Source organism: Brevundimonas sp. (genome assembly GCF_965278935.1).
Classification (GTDB): domain Bacteria; phylum Pseudomonadota; class Alphaproteobacteria; order Caulobacterales; family Caulobacteraceae; genus Brevundimonas.
In genome coordinates this window covers 2,663,679-2,688,818 of record NZ_OZ257124.1, presented here as the reverse complement: position 1 = coordinate 2,688,818, position 25,140 = coordinate 2,663,679, and the positions used below count along the sequence as shown (strand labels likewise).

The following is a 25,140-nucleotide window of genomic DNA, read 5'->3' as shown; positions in this document are numbered from 1 at the left end:
TCTTCCTTCTCCCCTTGCGGGAGAAGGTGGCAGCCGAAGGCTGACGGATGAGGGGTATGCGTCAGCGCATGAGGTGCGTCCGGCAGGCGCTCAGCGGCCAAACCGCGTTTCACCCCTCACCCGATCGCGCCAGGACGACGGCTGCGCCGCCGTGCGCGATCTCCCTCTCCCTCCGGGAGAGGGTTACGCCTTGGCAGGCCGCACCGGGGCCAGTTTCCGGCGTTGCCTCGACAGCGCCAGCGGTGTGCCGTCGGCGGCCCAGACGGTGGCTTCGTCGACGGTCCAGCCGGAACCGAAGTCTAGCATGCGGAACTCGAAGAAGGCCCAGCCGTCCGGGCAGTGTTCGGGCGTGGGGTCGGTCAGGATGTCGTAGCGGAGATCGACGGTGGCCATGCCGACCGGTTTGTCCAGCGCGGTCCAGACCGGGGGATACAGGGCGTCCAGCAGGTAGCAGAGGCCGATGGCGTCGAGCGGTCCGCCGTCGCGGATCTTCATCCAGCAGCGCTCGACGACCGGGCGGCCGGGGACAGGCTGGAGGATGTGGGGGCCGGTCTCGAAGCGGTAGTCGACGTGCTGGGAGAAGCGCGGGGCCATCGGGCCTTCGAGGCCGCGACCGGTCTGGAGCGCGCCGAGCGGGGGCGGGGCGGCGAGCGGGGTCATGGCCGGGCCGGGGACATCGTCGCCGAAGGTGGCGGCGGCGTGATTGGTCAGGCGGTCCTGAGCCTCCCTGTCCTTCTGGGTGACGTCGACCTGGCAGAAGAGGCGCTGCGGCCGCCGCGCAGGAGGCGGGGCGTGAAGCGGATCGGCTGACCGAAGCGGGCCGGGGTCATGTACTGGACCGACAGGCTGCGCAGGGGCGCCGCGATGCTTAGGCCGGTCTGCATCGAGGCGGCGCACAGGGCGGCGATCAGGCCGCCGAACGGGAAGCCGGTCTCCGGCGGCGCGTTGAGCCGGCCGTTCGAGAAGTCGCCGTGCAGATCGGCGCTGAGCACGCCGTCGTCGCCGGGCGTCAGGGTCAGGGCCTGCTGGATGGTCTGTTCGGGCATGCCCTGCACCTAGCCTCGGAAAGAACGGGGCGGAAGCCGAGCCCCGCAGCCTGCTGACAGAAAGAGACGGGCGGAAGCCGGAGCCGCCGCCCGCAAGTCGGGAATGCAGGAACGCCGCGAGGGCTGCTCGCCGTGTCCGTAGCGAAACAAGACTGACTGACTGGGTTCCTTTTGGCAACCCTCTTGCCAAACCGCTGACGCAAGGTCACTTTCAGGTCATGGGAAGAACCGCAGACTACTCAAAACAAAGCTGTTCCATCGCCGCGACGCTCGAGGTCATCGGCGATCCGTGGACGCTGCTGGTCATTCGCGACGCCTTCCAGGGCGTGAAGCGGTTCGAGCAATGGCAGGAACGGCTGGGCGTGGCTCGGAACGTCCTGGCGGCGCGATTGAAGACCTTGGTCCAGCACGGGGTGCTGGAGCCGCAGCTCTATTCCGAACGGCCGCCAAGGAACGAGTACGTCCTGACGGCCAAGGGGCGGGCTTTGTCGGACGTGCTGATCGTGATGCACGGCTGGGGGTCGCAACACCTGTACGGCGATGCGGATTCGGGCGTCAGCTTCACCCACAAGACCTGCGGGGCCGAGCTGAAACCACGCGTGGCCTGTTCCTGCTGCGGCGAGATCGTGAAGCGGCGCGACACCGAGATCCATTTCCACGCCAACCGGCCGACCGTAGCCGACGTCCTGCCCAAGGACGTCGTGGCGGAAGAGGCGGCGTGAGCCAGCCGTCGGTCACCCTGATCGGCAATCCGGTCTCGCCCTATGTGCGCAAGATCCTGGCGATCTGCGCGGTGAAGGGGATCGAGGTCGCGATCGATCCGATCACCCCGTTTCGGGGCGACGATACGTTTTCGAGGATCAGCCCGCTGCGGCGAATCCCGGTGTGGATCGAAGGCGATCTGACGCTCTGCGACAGCAGCATCATCGCGCAATATATCGAGGAGACGCGGCCCGAGCCGTCGGTCCTGCCGGTCGATCCGAAGGACCGGGCCAAGGCGCGATGGATCGAGGAATACGCCGACACCCGGCTGTTCGACGTGCTGGGGTGGAAGCTGTTCTTCCAGCTGGCGATCAAGCCTCGCGTCCTGAAGGAAGAGATCGATCGGGACCTGGTCGAAAAGGCCAGGGTTGTCGAGATTCCGGAGACCTTCGACTATCTCGAGACCGTGATGCCGGAGACCGGCTTCCTGTTCGGGGAGGCGGCAGGACTGGCGGACTTCAGCCTGGCGCCGGCCTTCCTGAACGCGCGGGTCGTGGGGACGGAGGTCGACGCCGGGCGCTGGCCGAAGCTGGCGGGATGGCTGGGGCGGGTCGAGAGCGACACGCCGCTGAAGAAGCTGAACGACGTGGCGATGGCCTTCATGACGACGAAGGTGGCGGACCAGCCGGAGATGATGGCCGAGCATGGCTATGTCCTGGCGGAACGGTCGCACGACGGCGGGCGGGCCATGCGCGGGCCGATGTCGCCGGTCTAGCCTTGAGGCAGGTGTTCGAGGCGGCTGGCGGTTTTCGGATTGGCGAGGGCGACGGGAAACCCGGAGGCCAGCGGCATGGCATAGACGACTGACGTCACCGTCAGCTGTTCTTGCCGCGCGCGATCCAGAATCAGGGTCCGGCTGTCGACCTTGTACAGCCTGACCGCGACAGCGCTCTCAGCGACGGGCAGGCGACCGCAGGCGAGGTACCGCACCGTGACGGGCGTGGCCACGGTGCGCCGCCGTCGGTTCAGGGTTGAGGTCTCACTGGCGGCGATCACTGCCGACTGGCCGACCTGAAGGGTCGCGAGCGTGGCCATGGGATCGACGGGGTAGGTCTTCTGCCGCGTTCCGCCGGGTGTGCCGACCACGAACAGGCCGGCTATGTTCACCATCGGCGGCAGCGGCTTCTGCTCCTGTGTGGACAGGTCCCGGTATTGCATCCCGATCCGGTCGCCATCCACCGAGACGATGCGCCGCGACGAGCGCCTGCCGTTGTCGTCACGGAACACATAGTCGGCACCGACCTGGGGCGGTGTGTAGGCGGCCAAAGGAGTGCAGTGGGCTTCTGCCACGAAGCCGGTAGGGAACGCGCTGGCAAAAGCTTCGGGGCCGACAACTGGCAGGGGCTCTTCCGCTGCTGGCGAGCAGGCGACGAGAAAGCTTGCCGGGAGAACGGACAACAGAACGTTTATTGCATTCAGGATGGGTCCACACGGGACAGGCGATGACAATGGCCTCATCGCTGTGGTGCGGGAACGGGCTCGGGACCGGACCAATCGAAGTCTCGATAGGTCGCCTCGTCTCGTGGACTGGCATAGGCTAGGAAAACAGCGCGGTTCTGAGCTCTGGCGAACAACTGGCGCATGCCTTCGATGCGGGCCAGAGTCAGGCTTTCGCGTACATATCGCCGCCTGGACACCGGCTCCAGCGAACCGTCCGGACGCGGTATCCATGCGTGGACGCGAACCCGGCCCATACGAAAGCCGCGATCGTTAAAATAGCTGCGCGTCTGTCCATTGACCTCGTCGAAGCTGGCGCGGGAGGACGAGACCCAGCACAGGCGCGAGTAGGTTGTGCCTTGGCCGCCTGCGCGAATCCAGCTTGCACCGGTCAGTACCCGCGCTTCAACGCCATCGACTGTGCGAGTAAACCCGCGAATTGTTGCATCCTCTACGCCCGGGAGCGACAGATGTTCGAATTCTGGTCTGTTCAAGGCCGCGAAACCATCGGCCTCCGCGTAGGCCCATGTCATCCGGTGGTCACCATCGGGGCCAATGCAGTAACGCTGCGCCATGGCGAACAGATCGACAGGCGCAGCGTCTACTGAAGGTGACGCGTCAAGTCGCTCAGAGAGCGGCTGAAACACCAGGGCGATGCAAAGAAGCCTAAGAAACACTGGCTAGCCGCTCTCTGATTACTTCTCTAAAATTCAGCCAGGGCTAATTTGGCAAGAATAACCGTCGTCGTCCGTGCAGTTGAGCACACAGAACGAAAGCATCTGATAGCCGGTGATCGGGTCTTCAGTGCCAAATGCATCTGTGCAGCCTTGGTAACAACGGTCGCAACCGCCACCCGCAGCGTAGGCCGAAACGGGCGACAACGCGATGATGCCGAGAGAGGCCACCGTTGCGGCGGCGAGTTTCAAGTTCATACCCATACCCTCCATGCGGAACAGCCCGCATGCAACCCTCGCTCGAAACAGGGGGGGGGGAGTCAACCCGGTCCAACGACGCTGACCGGGCGCCGCGCCGACCGGTAGGCCGCGCCTTTTGCATGCACGCCCAGCGCGTTGTGGCTCAACCTTGACGATACGCGGCGTCGGTCCGCGTTCGGTGATCGCGGAAATGTGATCGGGGGCGCGCTATTCGCCGGCGAGCGCCGATGCCGCCGGTCTATCCTTTGAAGGCGTCCGCGTGGCGGGTGATCAGGGGGACGACGATGTCCTCCTCGTCCTCCAGATGGCGGGCCAGCGCCGGACCGGCCGTGTCGAGCGCGTCGGCGAGGCGGGCGGCGGCGTCGCCGGCCGCCGGGGCATTGCCGCTGACGCCCTGATGGAAGGCGAGGCCGGTCTGGAACAGGGCGTCGAGATGGCCGTGGATCACGTCGTGGTCGCGGTCCAGCAGGTCGATGCCGGCGCCGATGCGCGGCTCCACCTTCCGCATGGTCGGGAAATAGTGGTGGGTCTCGATGTTGTGGTGGCCTTCGAGGTGCTGGAGGAACTGCTGCAGGGTGGGGATCAGACGGCGGTGCAGATCGGGCAGGGCGAGAGAGCCCGCGCGCCACTGGGTCGTCAGGGCATCCATGGACGCGACCTCTCGCCGGAAGCCCGAGTGCATCTGGAGCCAGAAGCGGGCCATGGCCGCGACCTCGTTGCCGTGCCAGCGGTCGCGGGGGAGGTCGGCGAGGAGGTAGCGGTATTCCTCCGGCAGGCCGGAGCGGGCGTGCAGGTCGTCAGACAACGCAGGCCGTCGTGGACGCGATGAAGCCGCCGCCGAGCAGGCGGTCGGGGTCGGTCGGATCGTAGAGTGCGCAGGCCTGGCCGGGGGCGACGCCTTCCTCGCCGGTCTCGAAGACGATCGAGATCGCGCCGTCCGTCAGCGTCAGGCGGGCGGGCGAGGGGGGGCGGGTCGAGCGGACCCGGGCGAGGACGGGGGCTTCAGCCTCGGCGGCGGCTTCGATGGAGGCTTCGTCGCCGAGCCAGTTGGTTTCGTCGAGCGTCAGGGAAGCGGTCAACAGGGCCTCGCGTGGGCCGACGATGACGCGGCGGTTTTCCGGGTCCAGCTTCGTGACGAACAGGGGCTCGCCGACGGCGACGTTCAGGCCCCGGCGCTGGCCGATGGTGTAGTCGGTGATGCCCGCGTGGGCGCCCAGGACGCGGCCGTCCATGTGCACGATATCGCCGGCCTCGCGGCCTTGCGGACGCAGGCGGTCGATCAGGGTGCGGTAGTCGCCGGATGGGACGAAGCAGATGTCCTGGCTGTCGGGCTTGGACGCGATCCTGAGGCCGAGCGACTGGGCGACGCCCCGCACGGCGGGCTTTTCCAGACCGGCGAGCGGGAAGCGCAGGTAGTCGAGCTGGTCGCGCGTGGTGGCGAACAGGAAGTAGGACTGGTCGCGCGAGGGGTCGATGGCCTTGCGCATCTGGGTCCTGCCGTCGGCCGTGACGGCGCGGCCGACATAGTGGCCCGTGGCCATGGCGGCGGCGCCGAGGTCGCGGGCGACGTCGAGCAGGTCGCGGAACTTGACCGTCTGATTGCAGCGGATGCAGGGGACCGGGGTGCGGCCCTGCAGATAGTCGTCGGCGAACTGATCGATGACCGCGTCGCGGAAGCGGCTTTCGTAGTCGAGGACATAGTGGGGGATGCCCAGCATCTCTGCCGCCAGACGGGCGTCGTGGATGTCCTGACCCGCGCAGCAGGCGCCCTTCTTCTTCAGGGCCGCGCCGTGGTCGTAGAGCTGGAGGGTGACGCCGACGACGTCATAGCCGGCCTTGTGCAGCAGGGCGGCCACGACGGTGGAATCCACCCCGCCCGACATGGCGGCGACCACGCGGGAGCCGACCGGCAGGCCGACCGCCAGACGCGCGCTCTCGACCGCCGCATCCAGCTCGGCCGGAGACGACAGGGGGGCGATGTCGGGGATCGCGCAGATGGGCTCGATGAGCGTCATGGCGCGCATATAGAGAGGATGGGGGACGATTTCGAGGCCGGAGCCCGAAACGACAACGGCCGCCCCCGTCGCCGGGAGCGGCCGTCGTTGTTCGGGGAGAGAAAACCTAGGAGCGGTAGTTCTGGATCCGCGTCGTGCGCAGGCCCTGCATGCCCCATTTGTCGATCGCCTTCTGCCAGGCGAGGAATTCCTCGGCCGTCAGACGATAGCGCAGCAGCGCGTCGTCCAGGCTGAGCAGGCCGCCGCGTACGGCCGCGACGACTTCCGCCTTGCGACGGATGACCCAGCGGTCGGTATTCTCGGGCGGCAGGTCGCGCATCGTCAGGGGAGTGCCCGTCGGACCGACGACATACTGTTCGCCCTGCTTGTTCACTCGACGCTCTTGCAACATGGGCTTTTGCCTCATTCACCACCACCAATTGATCCTGAAGGTAGCGTGGCGCCGCTAAGGCCGGGTTTAGCGTCGTGGTGAAGGAATGGATAAAATCCGATCCGTCCCCGAACGCCGTTTCGGCGAGATGTTGAGTAAGTCTTCATCTAGTTAAACGCCGCGTTACCTGAAGATCAGCGTTTGATGCTGATGAGTTCGGCCAACATCTCATCCGCGGTGGTGATGATCTTGGACGAGGCGGAATAGGCGCGCTGGGTGGTGATCAGGCCGGTGAACTCCAGCGACAGGTCGACGGTGGAGGCCTCCAGCTGGGACGCTCCGATGAGGCCTGCGCCGCCGCTGCCGGGGGCTTTCAGGTTGTAGGTGCCGGAGCCCTGGCTGACGCGGTAGGCGTTCGCGTTGGCGACGCCCAGGCTGTCGGCGCTGGTGAAGGTGGCCAGGGCGACCTGGGCGACGCGACGGGTGACGCCGTTGTCGAAGATCGCCGTGACGAAGCCCTCGTCGTCGATCTCGATGTTCGACAGGTTGCCGAAGGCCGTGCCGTTGGTGACCACGGCCTGGACGATCGAGTCGGAGTCGTACTGGGTCAGGCCGCCGGCCGAAGCCGAGAGGTCGAAGCTGACCGTCTGATCATCGATGCCGAGCGAGGTCCGCCATTTCGGTGCGGTGGCGCTGCCTGCGACAGCCGAATCCGAAGCGTTCAGCGAGATCGACGCCGCCGCGGGATCGGCGAACAGCATCGAGCCCGGCGTGGTGGCCTCACGCGCCTGCATGGCGTCGACGTCGAGGCGGCCGTCCTGGGTGAAGAGGACGAGACCCGACTTCAGGATGCCATTCGACGGGGTCGTGCCGTTGTCGACATCCGAGGCCGGGATGACGTGAACCTCGGCGCGCCATTCGTTGGGGTTGGCGGTCTTGAGGAAGGAGTAGGCGACGGTGCGCTGGCCGCCCTTGGAATCCGAGACCGGCACGGTGATCTGGAAGTCGGGGCGGAAGCCGGTACCGGCCTCCGGGTCGTACATCGACATCGACTTGGTGGCGGTGCTGTAAGTCGCGATATCGGCCGAGACCGTCTGGCTGGAGCGCAGGTTGGCGTTCAGCTGGGCGCGGGTGGTGGCCTCGGCTGTGCCGCCGACGGAGCCGACGTTGACCGACTTCAGCTTGCCGAGGTCGGACGGGTCACGGTTGATCGTGCCGTCGGACGAAACGGGCCAGCCCTGCAGATACAGGCCGGCGGTATTCTTCAGATAGCCGAACTCATCGACGCGGAAGGCGCCGGCGCGGGTGAACAGGCGGGCGTCGCCGGCGTCCAGGCCCTCGGCCTTCTCGGTGGTGACGAAGAAGCCCTGGCCCGCGATGCCGAGATCGGTCGAGGAGGTCGTGCGTTGAAGCTGACCGGCCTGGGAGATGTAGTTGCGGGTGTTGGCCAGGACGCCGCCGGCGGAGTAGCCCGCGCCCTGGTTCTGGGAGTTCACCACGGTCGAGAACTCGGCGGCGGTGCGCTTGTAGCCGACCGTGTTCACGTTCGCGATGTTCTGCGAGATCGCGGCCAAGGCGGCGGAGTTGGCGGTCAGACCGGAGACGCCGGCCAGCAGGGCAGAGTTGATGCTCACGACGTGGGCTCCTTAGGAAAGCAACTTGAGGGGGTTCAGGGCGGAGGCGATCCGCTCGGCCAGGCTGGCCTCGGGGTCATCGTCTCCGGTGGCGGTGTCGGCGGCGGCCCGATGCTCGTCCAGGCCGATGACGCTGGAAACGGGCACGATCGAGTTGCCGATGGTGAGGTAGGGGACGCCGTCGTACATCTCGACGCCCGTGACGCGGCCGCGGGTCAGGACCTGGGATTCGACCGTGGCCGCGCCGTTCTTGGCGGTGACCTTCAGCGAATAGACGCCGCCGTCCGGCAGCTGTCCGCCGGCGGTGGTCTTGCCGTTCCATACGAAGTCATGGGTGCCGGTGGAGCGGTCCGGAGCCGGGCCCGTCCAGACGACCTTGCCGGTCGAGTCGAGCACCTGGAGCGTGGCTTCCGAGGCCGCGCCGCCGAGTTCGTAGGACCAGGTGGCCGAGCCTGCGTCGAGCTTGGTGACGGCCCAGGAGGCGGTGGCGTCCTTGCCGATATAGTTCGACGCGCCGCCGAGGCCGGTCCCCGACTGGGCGGCGAGCAGACTGGTCAGAAGGTCGTTGGTGAGCAGTTGCTGCTCGACCCCCGTCATCTGGGTCAGCTGCTGGGTGAACTGGGTCGAATCCATCGGCGACAGCGGATCCTGGTTCTTCAGCTGCGCGGTCAGCAGCGACAGGAAGGTCTCGAAGTTGGAGACGAGGCTGGTCCGGGTATTGGCGGTCCGTCCTGCGGCGTCTGTGGCGGTGATCGGGGCGACCATGGGGTCAGACCTTCATATCGACGCGGTCGGGCGTCAGGGTGAGAGGGATCCAGCGGCCTTGCATGGCCATGTCGGCGTCGGCCGACAGACGGGCGCCGGCGCCGAAGGCGCGGGCGTTGCGTGGGTCGGGACGGCGGTCGAAGGCCGAGCCGCCCTGCTGACCGGCGGAGGCGTCGCGCTCGGCGAAGGACAGGGCGTCGTCGGCGACGGTGAAGCCGGCGTCCTGAAGCTGGCGGCGCAACTCATCGGCGCGGCCGCGCAGCTCGGTGGCGGCCAGCGGATTGTCGAAGGCCATCCTGGCGACGAGCTTGCCGTCGGCGTCGATGTCGAGGCTGACGTCGACGTTGCCGAGGCCCTCAGGCGTCAGCGCCATCTCGAAGCGGCTCGACCGGCCTTCCAGCTTGCGCACGATCTGGGCGGCGATCCGGGCCGTCGTCTCGATGGCGGCGTGGGAGATCGTGGAGAGGGCGAGGGACGCGGCGGCTTCGGCGGGCCGCGCCTCGGTGGGCGTCGTGGTCGGGGCGAGCGGGGTGGCGACCGCGGCGTCGGCGTCGGCGCTGACGAGGATCGCTGCGGCGACAGGTGCGGCGGCCGGAGCAGGACGGGCCAGGCCGGTCAGGGTCGCGGCGGCCGGCGCGGCGCCTTCGGGAGCGTCCGAAGCGGGAGAAGCCTCCCGGTCAGCGGGCGCGGCCTGGCCTTCCGCACGACCCGACCGGGCGCGCTCGATCACGTCACGGACACGCGGCTCATCGACCGGAGCGGCTTTGGCTTCAAGCGGCGCGGAGGCCGGGACCTCTTCCGCAGGGACGGCCTCGGCGGCGACCGGATCTTCAACGGCGGGTTTGGCGGGGCGGGGCGTGAGCGACGCGACGGCCGCTGCGACAGTCGCGGATGCAGCCGGCGCCGGCGCCGGTGTCGCGACGGCAGCCTTGGCCTGTTCCATCTGACCGGCCGCGACATCGGGCAGATCGGCGAGCGTCGTGGCGGGTGTGCTGTCTTCGGTGGCTGGACCGGACGCGAGGGCGGCCTCCGGTCGAGCGTCGGGCCGGGGCAGGGTCGGGACAAGGTTCTCGGACGGAACGGGCGTCGAGGCTTCGAGGGCGCCTTCGATGCCCGGCGTCGCTGGCGACGTCGACGGAACCGGACTGGCGAGCATGGCGTCATCCGCGACGGGCGCTGCAGCGGCGGCCGACGGTGTGGAGACGATCGGAGAAACGGGGATGGCGACGGGCGTTTCCGGAGCCACAGGAGCGGCGTCGGTCACGGCTTCGACAGCGACGTCTTCGGCGGAGGCCGGAGCCGGATCAGCGGCGGCTTCCGTTTCGCGTTTCGCAGGCGCGGCCGTCCTGACGGGCGCCGTGGCCGGAGCGGTGTCGTCCAGGATGGCGGCGAAGTCGGCGTCGGTGTTCGCCGCGCTGCGCTTCGAAGCGGCGGCGTGGCCCATGGAGGGCGCGGCGGGAATGGCGAGACCGGGAACGGACATGCGGTGCAGGCGACTTCGTGACTGGAGGCAACGAGGAAAGGCGTGGCGCCTGCTGCGCCGGAAACATTCGGTCAGCCCGTCGCAAGGGCCGGGCCAAGTGGAAAGATCGTCACCAGCGCATTGAAATCATGGAATAAGGTGCTCGTGCCTCTAGAGGTCGCGGCAGGGTCGTCACGACGTTTATTGCCGCGTCTCGCCGCGTAAAAGTCGCTTTTTGCCCGGCGCCTTTCCAAGACCTTTCCGGGTGCGGACGGTCACAGCGCGCATCTGGCCCGGCGCTTGCGACCTGAATCGTCATGAGCCAGTCGCGTCGAGTGATGTTCAAGATAATCAAGGCGTTGCCCGCGCCGCATACGCGCACGGCTGGGCAAGACGCGCAGCCTGCCGGGCAGGGCTTGCCGGGCGGAGGGTTAATCGGATGAGCCTGAGCACCATCCTGAACATCGCCAACTCGGGGCTGCAGACGGCGCAGACGCAGTTGCGCGTGGTCTCGGACAACGTCTCCAACGTCAACACGCCCGGATATGTGCGAAAGATCGCCGACCAGGTGTCGCTGACGACCCAGGGCGTCGGCTCCGGCGTGGAGGTGGCGCGTGTGCGCATCGCCACCGACCGGTTCCTGCAGGCCGCGTCGCTGAGCGCCGGCGCCGAGGCCAGTCGTCAGGGCGTGCGCTACGAACTGTACGACCGGATCCAGTCGCTGTTCGGCGATCCGGGCGGGGATACGGGCTTCTTCTCCCAGATCGACGACGTCTTCTCGGCCTTCGCCGTGGCGGCCGAAGACGCGGTGTCGGGCCCCCGGCGCCAGGACGCCCTGTTCAAGACCCAGGCGATCTTCGACGAGGCCGGTCGTATCTCCGGTCAAATCCAGGCCGTGCGCGAGGACGCCGACGGCCGGATCCAGAGCGCCGTCGAGAAGGCCAACACGCTTCTGAAGCAGATCGAGACGCTGAACGTCGACATCGCCAAGGCCACCGTCCTGAACGGTGACGCCTCGGGCGCACAGACGCAGCAGGCGCGGCTGGTCGACGAACTGTCCAGCCTGATGGATGTGCAGGTGTCGCAGCGGTCGGTCGGCGGCGTATCGATCCGCACCGGGGCCGGCGTCGTGCTGGCCGGGGCTGGCGTGGCGACGCTCGAGTATCATCGCGCGGGTACGGTCAATGCGGAGACCAGCTTCAACGAGATCTGGGTCACCGAGCCGGGCGGCGCCAAGCGCGCCTTCGCCGACGGACTGAAGTCGGGCGAGATCAAGGGGCTGCTGGAACTGCGCGACGTCGATGCGCCGCAGACGGCGGAGCGACTGGCCGAACTGGTCACCCACGTCGCCGACGAGCTGAACCGGGCGCACAACGCCAACTCGGCCGTCCCGCCGCCCACGACCCTGACCGGCAAGAACGTCGGCCAGGATCTGACGACCGCCCTGACGGGGTTCACGGGCGGGACGACGATCGCGGTGGTCAATCCGACGACGGGTGCGATCGCCACGCGCGCGGACATCGTCTTCTCGGGTTCGACCTTCACGATCAACGGCGGCGCAGCCCAGCCGATCGCCAACTTCCTGACCAGCCTGAACACCTCGCTGGGCGGGGCGGCGACGGCGAGCTTCGCCGGCGGCAAGTTGAGCATCACGGCGGCCGGATCGAACGGCGTCGCCATCGCCGACAGCGCCACGACGCCGGGCGTCAAGGCCGGACGCGGCTTCTCCCACTATTTCGGGATGAACGACCTGATCTCGACAGAGCGGCCGGCCCTCTACGACATGGGGATGACGACGTCGTCGGCCCACGGCTTCACCGCCGGCGAGACGCTGAGCTTCCGCTTCACCGGCGAGAGCGGCGCCAAGATCCGCGACATCCAGGTGGCGATCCCGGCCGGCGGCACGGTCGGCGACTTCCTGACGGCTCTGAACAGCACGGTGACCGGCGTCGGCCGCTACGGCTCCTTCGCCCTCGACGCCAACGGCGAGATTAAGTTCACGCCCTTGGGTGATCCCGCGCCGCGCATCAGTGTGCTGGAAGACACCACAACCCAGGTCCCTTCGGGCATCTCGGCCGCCGAACTGTTCGGCCTTGGCGGCGGCGTGCGGGCCTCGCGCGCGGACGGTTTCAAGGTACGCACCGACATCCAGCAGAGCCCGTCGAAGCTGGCGCTGGCCCAGCTGAATCTGGCGGCGACGGCGGGAACCGCGGGCCTGAGCTCGGGCGACGGGCGAGGCGCGCTGACCCTGGCCGATGCCGGCCAGAAGACGGTGCGGTTCTCGGCCGCCGGCGACAGCCCCGGCGGCAATCTGTCGGTGTCGCGCTATGCGTCCGAACTGTCCGGCGAGATCGGCGGCAAGGCCCAGGCGGCCAAGACCCGTCAGGCCAGCGCCCAGGCCTTGTCGACCGAGGCCGATGCGCGACAGCAGAACTATGAGGGTGTGAACCTGGACGAAGAACTGGTGCTGATGACGACCTATCAGCAGGCCTTCAACGCCTCGGCCCGGATGATCCAGGCCGCCAAGGACATGTACGACACGCTTCTGGGGATGATCTGATGAGCCGGGTCTCGACGAACGGAAACTACCAGTCGGCGCTGCTGAACCTGATGCAGGCGCAGCAAGCCCAGAACGACGCGGGCGAGAAGGTCCAGACGCGCAAGAACGCGACCGACCTGACCGGGTTCGGGCGTGCGTCCGAGACTCTGACGGCGCTGAAGGGCGCGGCGTCGCGGGTGCAGGGCTTCCTCGACACCGGCGAGGCCGTCGCCGCCCGACTGGACGCCCAGGACCTGGCCATCAACCAGGTCGTCGATGCGCTGAGCGGCGCGCGTGAGGCGATCGGCAGCGTGCTGGCCTCGGATTCGATGTCGACCCTGATGCTGGACCTGGAAGGTCAGTTCCAGTCGGTGTCCAACGGGCTCAACTATCGCCATCAGGGCGGCTATCTGTTCGCCGGCGCCGATACGACCAATGCCCCGGTCTCGGTCGCCAATCTGAGTGAACTGGTCGCCGCGCCGACGGTGGCCTCGACCCTCGGCAACGACCAGATCAAACAGGTGTCGCGTATCGCGGAGAACACCTCGGTCGAGACGGGCTATCTGGCCGACGGCTTCAACTTCACCGAGGCCGACGGGGTCACCCAGAGCCACATTTTCCAGATCTTCCGGGACATCAAGGCCTACAACGACAACCCCGCGACCGGGCCGCTGACCGGCAAGCCGACCGAGGCGCAGAAGACCTTCCTGACCGCCCAGCTGAAGCGGCTGGACAGCGCCTCGACCTCGACCATCGACGCGGCGGCGAAGAACGGCTCTCTGGCCAACCGGCTTGATCAGATCAAGACGAGCCACGAGGCCCAGCAATTGTCGCTGGAGAAGCTGGTGTCGAGCCGGACCGATGTCGATCCGCTCAAGGCGGTGACGGATCTGCAGCTGTCGCAGGTGGCGGTGCAGGCCTCCGCGCAGGTGGTGGCGAAACTCAGCGAAGTCTCGCTTCTGAACTTCCTCAGGTAAGTCGGAGACCCGACTCTCGTACGGCCACGCTGGACGATGTTCCTGAAAGGGAACATACCATGAACGATGGCGCAGCTGGATCTCAGGAAGAAGCTCTCGGTGCTGGCCGATGCGGCGAAATACGACGCCTCGTGTTCGTCCTCGGGCACGTCGAAACGCGACAGCCGGGGCGGCAAGGGGATCGGTTCGACCGAGGGGATGGGGATTTGTCACGCCTACACGCCGGACGGGCGGTGCGTGAGTCTGCTCAAGATCCTGCTGACCAACTTCTGCATCTATGACTGCGTCTATTGCATCAACCGGGTGTCCTCGAACGTGCAGCGGGCGCGGTTCAGCGTGGACGAGGTGGTGGAGCTGACGCTCAACTTCTATCGCCGGAATTATATCGAGGGGCTGTTCCTGTCGTCGGGGATCATCCGAAGCGGCGACTACACGATGGAACAGCTGGTGCTGGTGGCCAAGAAGCTGCGGGAAGAGCACGACTTTCGCGGCTACATCCATCTGAAGCTGATCCCCGAGGCGGATCCGAAACTGGTCGAGGAGGCGGGACTCTATGCCGACCGGCTCTCGGCCAATATCGAACTGCCGCGCGACGAGGCCATGGGGCGGTTCGCGCCGCAGAAGGACGTCGGCGTCATCAAACAGGCGATGGCCAATGTCCGGCTGAAGGTCGAGGCGGCGAAACCGCAGAAACGGGACAAGTTCCGCCCGCAGAAGTTCGCACCCGCAGGCCAGTCGACACAGTTGATCGTTGGTGCAGACGGAGCGCCGGATACCGAAATTCTGGATCGGTCGGCGTCGCTTTACGGCGGCTACGGGTTGAAGCGGGTCTATTATTCGGCATTCAGCCCGATCCCGGATTCGAGCTCGGCCCTGCCGCTGTCGAAACCGCCGCTGATGCGGGAGCATCGGCTCTATCAGGCGGACTGGCTGATGCGATTCTACGGCTTCTCTGCGCCGGAGATCGGGGAGGCGTCGACCGGCGGGATGCTGGACCTGGCCATCGATCCGAAGCTGGCCTGGGCGTTGAACCAGAGGGCGCAGTTTCCGGTCGATGTGAACACCGCGCCGCGCGAGATGCTGCTTCGGGTTCCTGGACTCGGCGTGAAGTCGGTCGACCGGATGATCTCGGTGCGCCGGTACCGGACCCTGAGGCTGGAGGACATCGCGCGGCTGTGTCGGGGCATCGACAAGGTGCGGCCGTTCATCACGACACTGGACTGGACGCCGGGCGGCCTGACGGACGCGGTCGATCTGCGCGAACGGCTGGTGGGACAGCCGAAGGCCGAGCAACTGAGTCTGTTCTGATGCCGACGGCGACTCTGGCGCACGAGACCGATTTCGAAGGGTGGCGGAAGGCCGCGCGGGCGTTTCGGCTGGCCGGGGTGGAGCCGGCGGATGCGCGGTTCGGGGTGGCTGGGGCGGCGGGGACGGGATCGCTTTTCGATGATCCGCCCGCGCGGACCGGCTCGGCGATGGAAACCCAGTTCACCGTTCCCAAGGCCTTCGTGGACGTGGCGCAGGAGGTGATCCTGCACCGGTCCGCCGACCGGTTCGACCTGATGTACCGGCTGCTGTGGCGGCTGAAGGACGAACCCGATCTGATGAAGGTGGTGTCGGACCGCGATGTCGCCGACGCGATGGAGCGGGCAAAGAACGTCTCCCGCGCCTCGCACAAGATGAAGGCCTTCGTCCGCTTTCGGGCCGTGCAGGACGAGGCGGGCGAAACGTTCGTCGCCTGGTTCGAGCCCGCGCACCGGGTGCTGGAGAAGACGGCGGGCTTCTTCGTGCGGCGGTTCACGACGATGCGGTGGTCGATCCTGACGCCGGACGGGTCGTGCTTCTGGGACGGGGAGGCGCTGACGTTCGGTCCGGCCGCGCGCGCGGAGGACGCACCGCAAGACGACGAAATCGAGGAATTCTGGAAGACCTACTATGCTTCGACCTTCAACCCGGCGCGGCTGAAGGTTCAGACGATGCAGGGCGAGATGCCCAAACGGTACTGGAAGAACCTGCCGGAGGCGGCGCTGATCCCGGAACTGGTGGCGGCATCACGCGCCCGGACCGAGGTCATGGTCGCCAGTCAGCCCTCCGAACCCAATGCCCGCCTGGCCAAGGCGATCGCGCGCTCGGTCCGTGACGGGTCTTGGGAGGAGGGGTTCGTCGCCGCCGATCTGGAGGAGCTGAGGCACGGGGTGCAGGCCTGCCGGCGGTGCCCGCTGTATCGCGATGCGACGCAAGGGGTGTGCGGCGAGGGGCCCAGGGCGGCGAAGCTGATGATCGTCGGCGAACAGCCCGGGGATCAGGAAGATCTGGCAGGACAGCCCTTCGTCGGACCGGCGGGTCAGGTGCTGGATGCGGCGCTGGAAGAGGCGGGCATCGACCGGGCCGAGGTCTATGTCACCAACGCCGTCAAACACTTCAAGCACGAGCCGCGCGGCAAGCGTCGGCTGCACAAGACCCCGACGACGAGCGAGGTATCGGCCTGCCGCTGGTGGCTGGATCAGGAGCGGCGGCTCGTGAAGCCGAAGGTGGTGCTGGCGCTGGGCGGGACCGCATCGCTCGCCGTGCTGAACCGCAAGGTGGCGGTGACGCAGGAGCGGGGGGAACCTTTGCCTTTGTCTGACGGTTCCACGGCCATGATCACGGTTCACCCCTCCTATCTGCTGCGTTTGCCCGACGAGGAGGCGAGAGTGAGAGAACGCGCCGCGTTCGTACGGGATCTGAAGCGCGTCCGCGACCGGCTCTGATCCGTCCTTGTCCCTGTGGCTGAATGATAACGACGGTTGTTTGAACCGATCGGTCTCGACGCGCGGGGCATGGGCGATTCGCGTTTGCTCGGCTAAGGACAAGGCATGAAGACGGCCGATTTCCAGATCGAGGACGCCAGGGGCGACGCAACCGTGCTCAAGCTCACGGGCGACTGGACGACCATGGGGATCAACCAGACAGCCATCCGGCTGGGTGACACCTTGGAAGGTGTCAGTATCGAACACGTCGATCTTAGCGAACTGGGCCGGTTCGACACGGCCGGCGCCCTGGCCCTGGTGCGGGCGTCGAACTTCGCCATGCCCGCCGACGCCTTCGACACGCGGCCCGAGGCCGGGCGCATCTATGCGATGGTCGAGACGCTGGAACGCCAGAGCGCGGAACCGCCGAAACGCCAGGCGTCCCTGGTGCGCATCTTCTCCAAGATCGGTCACGGCGTGCACGACGCGGCGGCCGAGATGTTGCTGTCGATGGCCTTCCTTGGTCGGTTGATGGGGGCTACGGGTTCGGCCATCCGGCATCCGGGCGCCATCCGCTGGCCGGCCTGGGTCAGCCAGGCGGAGCGGTCGGGTCTCGACGCCCTGCCGATCATCGCCGTGACCAACTTCTTCATCGGCGCCGTCATCGCCTTCCTCGGCGCCAATCTGCTGACCCAGTTCGGGGCCGGGGTGTTCACCGTCCAGCTGGTCGCCGTGGCCGTGCTGCGGGAACTGGCCGTGCTGATCACCGCCATCCTTCTGGCCGGGCGGTCGGCGTCGTCGTTCGCGGCCGAGATCGGCTCGATGCGCATGAATCAGGAGGTCGACGCCATGCAGGTCATGGGCGTCAATCCGTTCCAGGCGCTAGTGATCCCGAGGCTGGCCGCCATGCTGGTGATGATGCCGCTGCTGACCTTCATCGGCATGGTGTCGGGCTTCCTCGGCGGCCTGCTGGTGGTCTGGAGCCAGCTCGACTACGGACCGGCCTTCTTCATCCAGCGTGTCAGCGAGGACCCGATGATGGGAACCCATCTGATGGTCGGTCTGGTCAAGGCGCCCGTGTTCGCCGTGGTCATCGCCGCTATCGGCTGTCGCCAGGGCATGGCGGTCGCCGGGGATGTCGAGAGCCTGGGTCGCCGTGTGACGGCAGCGGTGGTGCAGGCGATCTTCGCCATCATCGCCCTGGACGCCGTCTTCGCCCTGATCTTCCTGGAGCTGAACCTGTGAAGGCGACCCGGACGACTGGCGGCGCGGCCAACGACGCCTTGGCTGACAAAAAGCCCGAGAACATGATCGAGGTGCGCGGCCTGCTGAGCCAGTTCGGCGATCAGGTGATCCATCGCGACCTCGACCTGGACGTGGTGCGCGGCGAGGTTCTGGGCGTCGTCGGAGGGTCCGGCACCGGCAAGACGGTGCTGCTGAACTCCATCATCGGTCTCAAGGAGCCCGAGGGCGGCTCTATCAAGATTCTGGGCCACGATGTCGGCGGCGCGACCGATGCCGACCGGGCCGATATCGAACGTCGCACCGGCGTCCTGTTCCAGCAGGGTGCGTTGTTCTCGTCGCTGACCGTGCTCGAGAACGTCGCCTCGCCGATGGTCGAGCACACCAGACTGCCCAAGGACACCATTCGCGAACTGGCCGAGATGAAGATCGCCATGGTCGGTCTCAAACCCGAGAGCCATCACCAGAAGCCCGCCGAGCTCTCCGGGGGGATGCGGAAGCGCGTGGGTCTGGCCCGTGCCCTGTCGCTGGATCCGGAGCTGATCTTCCTGGACGAACCGACGGCGGGACTGGACCCGATCGGGGCGGCCGCGTTCGACGATCTGATCCGCAAGCTGTCGGACGACCTGGGGCTGACCGTCTTCATGATCACCCACGACCTCGATAGTCTCTACGCCATCTGCGACAAGGTGGCGGTGCTGGCGGACAAGCGGGTGATTGAAAAGGCCACGGTGCAGGAGCTGGAGAAATCCGACCACCCGTGGATCAAGGAATACTTCCTGGGGCCGCGCGGTCGCGCAGCCACCAAGGCGGCTTAGGACAAGACCGAGATGGAAAGAGACGCACATTACGCCGCCGTGGGCATAGCCACCGTCGCCCTGCTGGCGGCGCTGGCGGTGTTCGCGATCTGGCTGGCCCGGCTGCAGTTCAACGACGACTACGACATCTATGACATCGTCTTCTACGGGCCGGTGCGCGGGTTGTCGGAAGGCGGCGAGGTTCACTTCAACGGCATCCGGGTGGGCGAGGTCACCGACCTGAACCTGGATCCTGAAAAGGGCGATCAGGTCATCGCGCGGGTCCGTCTGGACGCCACGACGCCGGTGCGGGTCACCTCGCGCGCCCAGCTGGAGCCGCAGGGCATCACCGGTCTGAACTACATCCAGATCACGGCCGGCACGGACGGCAGCGCCCTGCTGAAGACCCAGTATCCGGACAATGTCGTGCCCGTGATCCAGTCGCAGCCGTCGCCGATCGCCGAACTGCTGTCGGGCTCGGGCACTGTGCTGGCCCAGACGGTGGACGCCCTGAACCGGATCAACCGGGTGCTTTCGGACGACAATATCCGCAGCTTCTCGACCAGCGTTCGGAACGTCGAGGCTCTGTCGACCGAACTCGAGGCCCGCAAGGGGATGTTCGAAGATCTCGAGAAGGCGCTGGAGAACGCCAACGGCGCCATCGCCGAGTATCGCGCCCTCGGCGTCGATGCGCGCCGTCTGGTCAACGAGGATGGCGCAGAGGCTGTCCGCAACATCAACCAGGCGACGGCCGATGCGCGCGAGGCGATCGCCTCGATCAACCGCACGGCCAACGCCATCGAGGGACCGGCGGGCGAGTTCGCGACGACCGGCGTGCCGCAGCTTCTGGAGGCGATCCAGGGCCTGCAGGACGCAACGGAATCCCTGCAGGGACTGGTGGATGACGTCCGCGCCAGCCCCCGTGACTTCATCTCCCGCCCGCCGTCCCAGGAACTGGAGGTCCAGCCGTGATCCGCACCCTCGCCATCGCGGCCGTCGCCGCCCTGTCCCTGTCGGGATGCGCCCTGCTGTCGTCGCCGGACCCGGTGCAGTTGTACCGGTTCGGCGATGTCGGCGCCGCCGCAGGGACTCCCGTGGCCTCGCCGGTCCAGGTCAAGCTGAGGGCGGTCGAGTTCCCGCAGGCGCCGTCCGGCGACCGGCTTCTGAGCGTCACCGGCACCCAGGCGGCCTTCGTCGCCGGGGCTCGCTGGGTGTCGCCGGCGAACCAGTTGTATGCCGATGCGCTGGAAAGCGCTTTCGCGTCCCAGGCCCGGGGCGTGAGGCTGATCGGGCGGCGCGAGCTGACGCCGACGACGCGGCTGCTGGACATCGACGTGCGCGCTTTCGAGACGCGCTATGACTATGTCGGTGGAACCCCGACCGTGGTGGTCACGGCGCGGGCGCGGCTGCTGCGGTTTCCGGAGCGCACGGTGTCCGCGGAACAGACCTTCACCGTCAGCCAACCCGCCGGCGAGAACCGGATCGGGGCCATCGTCGAGGCCTATGACGTGGCGACGCGCGATCTGAACACCCGGATCGTGACCTGGACCGACGCGAACGCGTCGACGAACTAGGCGGCGCGCGCGGTCTCCGTCCAGGCCGGGGCCACACGGGCGTCGAGTTCGGCGCGACGGCCCTGCGCCGCCGAGAGCTCGCGACCGGCGGCATCGATACGGTCGGTCAGGGCGGAGGAGGCGTTCGACAGACGCACGCGGTCAGGGACGATTTTTTTCGGGCGCTTGCTCGCGAGGCCGAGGGCGTCCTGCCACTCCGCCCGCCAGGCTTCCACGCCTTCGCAGATCTGTTTGAGCGCGGCCGGGGTGCGGCAGTCGGCGTTCTGGGCCGCGCGCAGCAGGGGCAGGCGGCCAATGGCGGTGGCGCGTGTGGCTTCGAGCGCGGCCAGCCGGGTGACCAGCGGATGCGGCAGAGAGGCGACGGGCGCGAGCGCCGGGCCGGGTTCCGGGTCACCCTGGAGTTCGATCTCCGCGTCTTCGACGTTTTCGGCCGGCTCCACCGCCTCCGACAGGACCGGCGCCGGGACGTCCGGTTCGCGCCCGGCTTCCGTACGCGTTTCAGGGTCGGGTTTGTCAGCGAGCTCTTCGACCGGCGCGTGCGGGATTTCCGTTTCGGTCTCGGCGACGGTCTCTGACGGCTCGTAGGCCTTCTCGGCGGGCTCGGGTGTGGCGGCCTGCGCGACCGGCGTGGGCGTCTCGTTCGCAAGCCAGCTGCGAGCGGCGGCGATGTGGGCGTCGATCTCGGCGATGGCCTCGCGAGTTTCGGACCAGAGGCTTTCCAGCGCCGCGTCCTTGCGGGCGAGGACGGCCGCGCGCTCACCGATGTCGGCGGCGGCTTCGGTGACGGCGGAGGCGGCGGAGGCGTAGCCGGCGCGGAAGGCTTTGAGACGCTTGTTCCGGCTGTCGAAAAGGCCGGCCAGGCCGCTGCGCGGAACCAGCTTGGCAGGGTCGAGGCCGGCCACGCGGTCGCGGACATGATCCAGCAGCAGGCTGCATTCGCCGAGGTCGCCGCTGCGCGCTTCGGACAGGGCGCGGTCGTTCAGCGCGGCGAGGGGCGCGCGGGCGGTCTCGCCGAACGCAGCGCAGGTCTCGGGCTCGTCGACGATGGTGTAGCGGATCGCAGCCACGCGAGCGGGATCCGGCTTCGGCGCGCCGCCCGCCGGACTGATCGACCCCGCAACACCCATGTCACCCTCCAGCATCCGGCCTCTGTGGGCCGGTGGGGATAACTATGCCGCAGCTTTAAGGGATTGGGAAACCGTGTAGCTGGCCTCGGTTTTGGCGGCGACTTCCTCGAGCGTCACGCCGTCGGCCAGTTCGATCAGCTCCAGCCCCGCGCCGTTCGGTTTCACGTCGAAGACGGCGAGGTCGGTGATGATGCGGCTGACGACGCCCGTGCCGGTCAGGGGCAGGGTACAGGTCTTCAGAACCTTGGACTGGCCGTGTTTGTTGGCGTGGTCCATGACGACCACGACGCGTTTGACGCCGGCGACCAGGTCCATGGCGCCGCCCATGCCCTTCACCAGCTTGCCCGGGATCATCCAGTTGGCGATGTCGCCGTTCTCGGCCACTTCCATGGCGCCCAGGATCGACAGGTTGATGTGGCCGCCGCGGATCATGGCGAAGCTGTCGGCCGAGGAGAAATAGGCGCTTTCGGGGATCTCGGTGATGGTCTGTTTGCCGGCGTTGATCAGGTCGGCGTCGACGTCCTCGTCATAGGGGAAGGGACCCATGCCGAGCATACCGTTCTCGGACTGGAGGGTGACCTCCATCCCGGCCGGGATGTAGTTGGCGACCAGGGTCGGGATGCCGATGCCCAGGTTCACATAGAAGCCGTCCTGCAGTTCCTGGGCGGCGCGTTCGGCGAGCTGTTCGCGGGTGCGGGGCATCAGTTTTCTCCGGAAGAGGGCAGGGGGCTGACGCCCCGGTCGGCGAAGACGCGTTTGGCGACGCGCAGGGCGTTGGTGGCGGCGGGGAAGCCCGCATAGATGGCGACCTGCATCAGGGCCTCGACGATCTCCTTCGGGGTGATCCCGACGGAGAGGGCGCCGTTGATGTGGCCCTTCAACTGATCGACCGGGTGGCCGAGGCCGGCGAGGATGCCCAAGGTGACGAACTGGCGGCTCCTAGGATCAAGGCCGGGACGGCTCATCATCTCGCCATAGCCGAACTCCACCATCATGTCGGCGAAGTCGGGAGCGATCGGGGCCATGCCCTTGCGCAGGGCGCCTTCGAGCCCCGGGTCCAGGGTCGCCATATAGGCCGCGCCGCGTTCGGCGCGTTCGGCGTCAGGCATCGGCGTGCTGGCGGACGGTGCGCTGTTCGATGCGCTTCTCGAACGTGCCCTGGATGATGCGGTCGACGTAGACGCCCGGGGTGTGGATATTGTCCGGGTCCAGCGAGCCGACGGGGACGATCTCCTCGACCTCGACGACGCAGGCCTTGCCCGCCGTGGCCATCATCGGGTTGAAGTTGCGGGCCGTCTTGCGGAAGACGAGGTTGCCGCGCTCATCGGCCTTCCACGCCTTGACGATCGCCAGGTCGGCGACGAGGCCGGTCTCCATGACATAGTCGCGGCCGTCGAAGTTGCGAACCTCCTTGCCCTCGGCGACCAGGGTGCCGACGCCGGTGGCGGTGAAGAAGGCCGGGATGCCGGCGCCGCCCGCGCGAATGCGTTCGGCCAGGGTACCCTGCGGGTTGAACTCGAGCTGGAGCTCGCCGGCCAGGTACTGGCGTTCAAACTCCTTGTTCTCGCCGACGTAGGACGAGATCATCTTGGCGATCTGGCGCGTCTCCAGAAGCTGGCCGAGGCCGAAGCCGTCCACGCCTGCGTTGTTGGAGATAACGGTCAGGCCCTTGACGCCAGAGGCCTTCAGGCCCGCGATCAGGTTCTCGGGGATGCCGCACAGGCCGAAGCCGCCGGACATGACGGTCATGCCGTCAAAGGTCAGGCCCTCGAGCGCCGCAGCGGCGTCGGTGAAGATCTTGCGCATCGCTTCCTCGCTTATTTCACCGATGGATGAATATCGGCGGCTTTGACGCTCCATACGGCGGTCGGAGCGCGGGGGCAAGGTAGCGAGGTGACGCGCCGGGCGCCAATGGTAAGCGGTCTGACGATCAGCCTGACGATTTCCGACGCGCGGCCGGGGCGTGGTTGTGGTCAGGGGATCGATGATCTTTGATGGCGCAGGGGCGAGAGGCCCCCGGGGGAAGGTTTGATGCGGATCATTCTGGCGCTGGGCGCACTGGCGATCGTCGGCCTGTCGGGCTGCGTCGAGGACCCGTACGGCTATGGCGGCGGCTACGGGCCGGGACCGGCCTATGGCGGCGGGAACTATGGCGGCGGCTACGGCGCGCCTGACCCGAGCGCGCGGGCCAACTATGGCGAGGAATATCTGAGCTCCGGCTTCGACGACGATCCGCGTACGGTCTCCGTGACGTCGGGCGGGGAGATCGATGCGGCGAGCCTCGGCGGGGACTGCGTCGGCATGATCTCGCGCGCGCCGGACTTCCAGCTGACCTATGACGCCGGCAGTCTGCCGCTGACGTTCGGGGTGTCGAGCTACGGCGACGCGACCCTGGTCATCAACGGACCCGACGGCGAGTGGTACTGCGACGACGATTCCGGCGGCGGGACCGATCCGGAGGTCAGCTTCTACCGGCCTCAGTCGGGCGTCTACGACGTCTGGGTCGGCGCGTTCGACGGTGACGGCGGGGACGCGGAGCTGTTCATCACCGAGCTGCGGTAATCATTGAATTCCGCCAAGCGATGATATCTGATCCCTCTCGTCCGGATCGGCGCCCTCATTCGTTTTGATGACGACGCCCGGCTTGGGCGGAACGACATTGCAGCGGATGGGCGACGGGCGTCGCCGCGTGGGGAGTGGGTGTGATGAAGACCGGTCCTGGGTTCGTGTTGGCGCTGGCCGCCGCTCTGGCGCTGTCGGCGGGCGCATCGATCGCGGCGCCGCCGAGCGGGCAGAAGGGTCAGAAGACCCAGACTCCGTCGGTGGACATCAGCCAGAACGCCACCTTCGGCTCGGTCAGCCTGAGCTCCGGCTTCACGCCCGATCCGTACCGGATCGACATGTACTCGGGCGGCAATGTCGACGCCACCACGGTCGCCAACGGCTGCGTCGGCATGGTCGCCACGGCCCCGGACTTCCAGCTGACCTACAACGCGGGAAGCCTGCCGCTGATCTTCGGCGTCACCAGCGACAACGACACGACCCTGGTCATCAACGGGCCGAACGGTCGGTGGTACTGCGACGACGACTCGGGCGACGGCACCAACCCGCTGATGTCCATCCCCGATCCGCAGTCGGGCGTGTACGACGTCTTCGTCGGCGCCTATGGCGGCAACGGCGCCGCGGCGCAGCTCTACGTCACCGAACTGAACAGCAACGCCATGGGCGGCGGCGATCCCCAAAGCAACTATGCCGGCGCGGTCGATCCGTTCGAGGCCGCCAACTACGGCACGGTGACACTGAGCGCCGGCTTCACGCCCGATCCGCAGCGGATCTCGATGCGTGCGGGCGGCAGCATCGACGCCCAGAACATCGCCTCGCACTGCCGGGGCTTCGTCACGCGCGCCCCGGACGTCGAGCTGAGCTACTCGGCCGGCAGCCTGCCGCTGATCCTGAGCGTCGAGGCCAACACCGACACCACCCTGGTCGTCAACGGACCCGACGGCCGCTGGTATTGCGACGACGACAGCGGCAACGGCAGCCTGAACCCAGCCCTGCACATCACCAATCCGATGAGCGGGACCTATGACATCTGGGTGGGCACCTACAGCTCGGGCATGAGTCAGCCGGCGCGGCTCGACATCAGCGAGCTGTATTCCAATTAACCTTTATCCTCGTGCGTGGCGCGTGCGGCATGGCGAGGTCGTCCCTAGCCGCGCTATAAGCGAA

Annotated in this window: 27 protein-coding genes; 12 read left to right on the top strand and 15 right to left on the bottom strand. The window is 67.4% G+C overall.

The window, feature by feature from the left end:
• Positions 1 to 183: 183 nt before the first annotated feature.
• Both ACQY68_RS13410 and ACQY68_RS13405 read right to left on the bottom strand, forming a co-directional pair.
• Positions 184 to 660 (bottom strand): hypothetical protein, encoded by a 477-nt coding sequence (locus ACQY68_RS13410; protein ID WP_428149978.1) that lies wholly within the window; start codon positions 658 to 660, stop codon positions 184 to 186.
• Positions 661 to 707: 47 nt separating this feature from the next.
• Entirely contained in the window at positions 708 to 1,046 is a 339-nt protein-coding gene (locus tag ACQY68_RS13405; protein ID WP_428149977.1) for an acyl-CoA thioesterase domain-containing protein, read from the bottom strand.
• Between the two features lie 218 nt (positions 1,047 to 1,264).
• Between ACQY68_RS13405 and ACQY68_RS13400 the strand changes: the two genes are divergently transcribed.
• Complete coding sequence (locus ACQY68_RS13400) at positions 1,265 to 1,768, top strand: winged helix-turn-helix transcriptional regulator (RefSeq protein WP_428149976.1); 504 nt, start codon at positions 1,265 to 1,267, stop codon at positions 1,766 to 1,768.
• The gene (locus tag ACQY68_RS13395) at positions 1,765 to 2,523 is read left to right on the top strand and encodes a glutathione S-transferase family protein (RefSeq protein WP_428149975.1); all 759 of its coding nucleotides are present in this window, start codon (positions 1,765 to 1,767) and stop codon (positions 2,521 to 2,523) included. Before ACQY68_RS13400 ends, ACQY68_RS13395 begins: the two co-directional genes overlap by 4 nt.
• Here the strand turns inward: ACQY68_RS13395 and ACQY68_RS13390 are convergent.
• The 9 genes from ACQY68_RS13390 to ACQY68_RS13350 all read right to left on the bottom strand — a co-directional run bounded on the left by ACQY68_RS13390 (position 2,520) and on the right by ACQY68_RS13350 (position 10,447).
• Complete coding sequence (locus ACQY68_RS13390; RefSeq protein ID WP_428149974.1) at positions 2,520 to 3,206, bottom strand: hypothetical protein; 687 nt, start codon at positions 3,204 to 3,206, stop codon at positions 2,520 to 2,522. The two genes, ACQY68_RS13395 and ACQY68_RS13390, sit on opposite strands and share 4 nt — an antisense overlap.
• Before the next feature lie 56 nt (positions 3,207 to 3,262).
• Positions 3,263 to 3,820 (bottom strand): hypothetical protein, encoded by a 558-nt coding sequence (locus ACQY68_RS13385; RefSeq protein WP_428149973.1) that lies wholly within the window; start codon positions 3,818 to 3,820, stop codon positions 3,263 to 3,265.
• 135 nt (positions 3,821 to 3,955) lie between these two features.
• A complete protein-coding gene (locus tag ACQY68_RS13380; RefSeq protein ID WP_428149972.1) occupies positions 3,956 to 4,177 on the bottom strand; it encodes a hypothetical protein in 222 nt (73 codons plus the stop codon).
• Between the two features lie 241 nt (positions 4,178 to 4,418).
• On the bottom strand, positions 4,419 to 4,985 hold the full coding sequence (locus ACQY68_RS13375) for a hemerythrin domain-containing protein (RefSeq protein WP_428149971.1): 567 nt from the start codon (positions 4,983 to 4,985) through the stop codon (positions 4,419 to 4,421).
• A complete protein-coding gene (gene mnmA / locus ACQY68_RS13370) occupies positions 4,978 to 6,204 on the bottom strand; it encodes a tRNA 2-thiouridine(34) synthase MnmA (protein ID WP_428149970.1) in 1,227 nt (408 codons plus the stop codon). The genes ACQY68_RS13375 and mnmA overlap by 8 nt, the downstream gene beginning before the upstream one ends.
• A gap of 97 nt (positions 6,205 to 6,301) precedes the next feature.
• The gene (locus ACQY68_RS13365) at positions 6,302 to 6,586 is read right to left on the bottom strand and encodes a DUF1153 domain-containing protein (protein WP_271085516.1); all 285 of its coding nucleotides are present in this window, start codon (positions 6,584 to 6,586) and stop codon (positions 6,302 to 6,304) included.
• A 173-nt stretch (positions 6,587 to 6,759) separates the two neighbouring features.
• Positions 6,760 to 8,199 (bottom strand): flagellar hook-basal body complex protein, encoded by a 1,440-nt coding sequence (locus ACQY68_RS13360; protein WP_428149968.1) that lies wholly within the window; start codon positions 8,197 to 8,199, stop codon positions 6,760 to 6,762.
• A gap of 12 nt (positions 8,200 to 8,211) precedes the next feature.
• Positions 8,212 to 8,964, bottom strand: coding sequence for a flagellar hook assembly protein FlgD (locus ACQY68_RS13355; protein ID WP_428149967.1), 753 nt, complete (start codon positions 8,962 to 8,964; stop codon positions 8,212 to 8,214).
• Between the two features lie 4 nt (positions 8,965 to 8,968).
• On the bottom strand, positions 8,969 to 10,447 hold the full coding sequence (locus ACQY68_RS13350; RefSeq protein WP_428149966.1) for a flagellar hook-length control protein FliK: 1,479 nt from the start codon (positions 10,445 to 10,447) through the stop codon (positions 8,969 to 8,971).
• Positions 10,448 to 10,865: 418 nt separating this feature from the next.
• Between ACQY68_RS13350 and flgK the strand changes: the two genes are divergently transcribed.
• The 8 genes from flgK (at position 10,866) to ACQY68_RS13310 (ending at position 20,284) form a co-directional block, all read left to right on the top strand.
• On the top strand, positions 10,866 to 12,986 hold the full coding sequence (gene flgK, locus ACQY68_RS13345) for a flagellar hook-associated protein FlgK (RefSeq protein WP_428149965.1): 2,121 nt from the start codon (positions 10,866 to 10,868) through the stop codon (positions 12,984 to 12,986).
• Positions 12,986 to 13,942 carry a flagellin gene (locus ACQY68_RS13340; RefSeq protein ID WP_428149963.1) on the top strand — a complete coding sequence of 319 codons (957 nt, stop codon included), beginning with the start codon at positions 12,986 to 12,988 and terminating at the stop codon, positions 13,940 to 13,942. The genes flgK and ACQY68_RS13340 overlap by 1 nt, the downstream gene beginning before the upstream one ends.
• A gap of 66 nt (positions 13,943 to 14,008) precedes the next feature.
• Entirely contained in the window at positions 14,009 to 15,250 is a 1,242-nt protein-coding gene (locus tag ACQY68_RS13335) for a putative DNA modification/repair radical SAM protein (protein ID WP_428149962.1), read from the top strand.
• Positions 15,250 to 16,692 carry a UdgX family uracil-DNA binding protein gene (locus tag ACQY68_RS13330; protein WP_428149960.1) on the top strand — a complete coding sequence of 481 codons (1,443 nt, stop codon included), beginning with the start codon at positions 15,250 to 15,252 and terminating at the stop codon, positions 16,690 to 16,692. Before ACQY68_RS13335 ends, ACQY68_RS13330 begins: the two co-directional genes overlap by 1 nt.
• A 105-nt stretch (positions 16,693 to 16,797) precedes the next feature.
• Entirely contained in the window at positions 16,798 to 17,916 is a 1,119-nt protein-coding gene (locus ACQY68_RS13325) for an MlaE family ABC transporter permease (protein ID WP_428149958.1), read from the top strand.
• A gap of 62 nt (positions 17,917 to 17,978) precedes the next feature.
• The gene (locus ACQY68_RS13320) at positions 17,979 to 18,731 is read left to right on the top strand and encodes an ABC transporter ATP-binding protein (protein WP_428152665.1); all 753 of its coding nucleotides are present in this window, start codon (positions 17,979 to 17,981) and stop codon (positions 18,729 to 18,731) included.
• Positions 18,732 to 18,743: 12 nt separating this feature from the next.
• Positions 18,744 to 19,682 (top strand): MlaD family protein, encoded by a 939-nt coding sequence (locus tag ACQY68_RS13315; RefSeq protein WP_428149957.1) that lies wholly within the window; start codon positions 18,744 to 18,746, stop codon positions 19,680 to 19,682.
• The gene (locus ACQY68_RS13310; protein WP_428149956.1) at positions 19,679 to 20,284 is read left to right on the top strand and encodes an ABC-type transport auxiliary lipoprotein family protein; all 606 of its coding nucleotides are present in this window, start codon (positions 19,679 to 19,681) and stop codon (positions 20,282 to 20,284) included. Before ACQY68_RS13315 ends, ACQY68_RS13310 begins: the two co-directional genes overlap by 4 nt.
• Here the strand turns inward: ACQY68_RS13310 and ACQY68_RS13305 are convergent.
• From ACQY68_RS13305 to ACQY68_RS13290, 4 genes are read right to left on the bottom strand one after another with little or no spacing between them, the layout of a single operon-like run.
• Positions 20,281 to 21,426 carry a toxic anion resistance protein gene (locus ACQY68_RS13305; RefSeq protein WP_428149954.1) on the bottom strand — a complete coding sequence of 382 codons (1,146 nt, stop codon included), beginning with the start codon at positions 21,424 to 21,426 and terminating at the stop codon, positions 20,281 to 20,283. The genes ACQY68_RS13310 and ACQY68_RS13305 overlap by 4 nt on opposite strands.
• 27 nt (positions 21,427 to 21,453) lie before the next feature.
• A complete protein-coding gene (locus ACQY68_RS13300) occupies positions 21,454 to 22,113 on the bottom strand; it encodes a 3-oxoacid CoA-transferase subunit B (protein ID WP_428149952.1) in 660 nt (219 codons plus the stop codon).
• Positions 22,113 to 22,520, bottom strand: a complete 408-nt coding sequence (locus ACQY68_RS13295) for a carboxymuconolactone decarboxylase family protein (protein ID WP_428149951.1) — start codon at positions 22,518 to 22,520, stop codon at positions 22,113 to 22,115. Before ACQY68_RS13295 ends, ACQY68_RS13300 begins: the two co-directional genes overlap by 1 nt.
• Entirely contained in the window at positions 22,513 to 23,217 is a 705-nt protein-coding gene (locus tag ACQY68_RS13290; protein ID WP_428149950.1) for a CoA transferase subunit A, read from the bottom strand. Before ACQY68_RS13290 ends, ACQY68_RS13295 begins: the two co-directional genes overlap by 8 nt.
• Positions 23,218 to 23,442: 225 nt before the next feature.
• On the opposite strand from ACQY68_RS13290, the gene ACQY68_RS13285 reads away from it, so the two are divergent.
• Positions 23,443 to 23,973, top strand: a complete 531-nt coding sequence (locus ACQY68_RS13285) for a peptidase S1 (protein ID WP_428149948.1) — start codon at positions 23,443 to 23,445, stop codon at positions 23,971 to 23,973.
• Between the two features lie 143 nt (positions 23,974 to 24,116).
• Positions 24,117 to 25,076 carry a peptidase gene (locus ACQY68_RS13280; protein ID WP_428149946.1) on the top strand — a complete coding sequence of 320 codons (960 nt, stop codon included), beginning with the start codon at positions 24,117 to 24,119 and terminating at the stop codon, positions 25,074 to 25,076.
• Positions 25,077 to 25,140 lie beyond the last annotated feature (64 nt).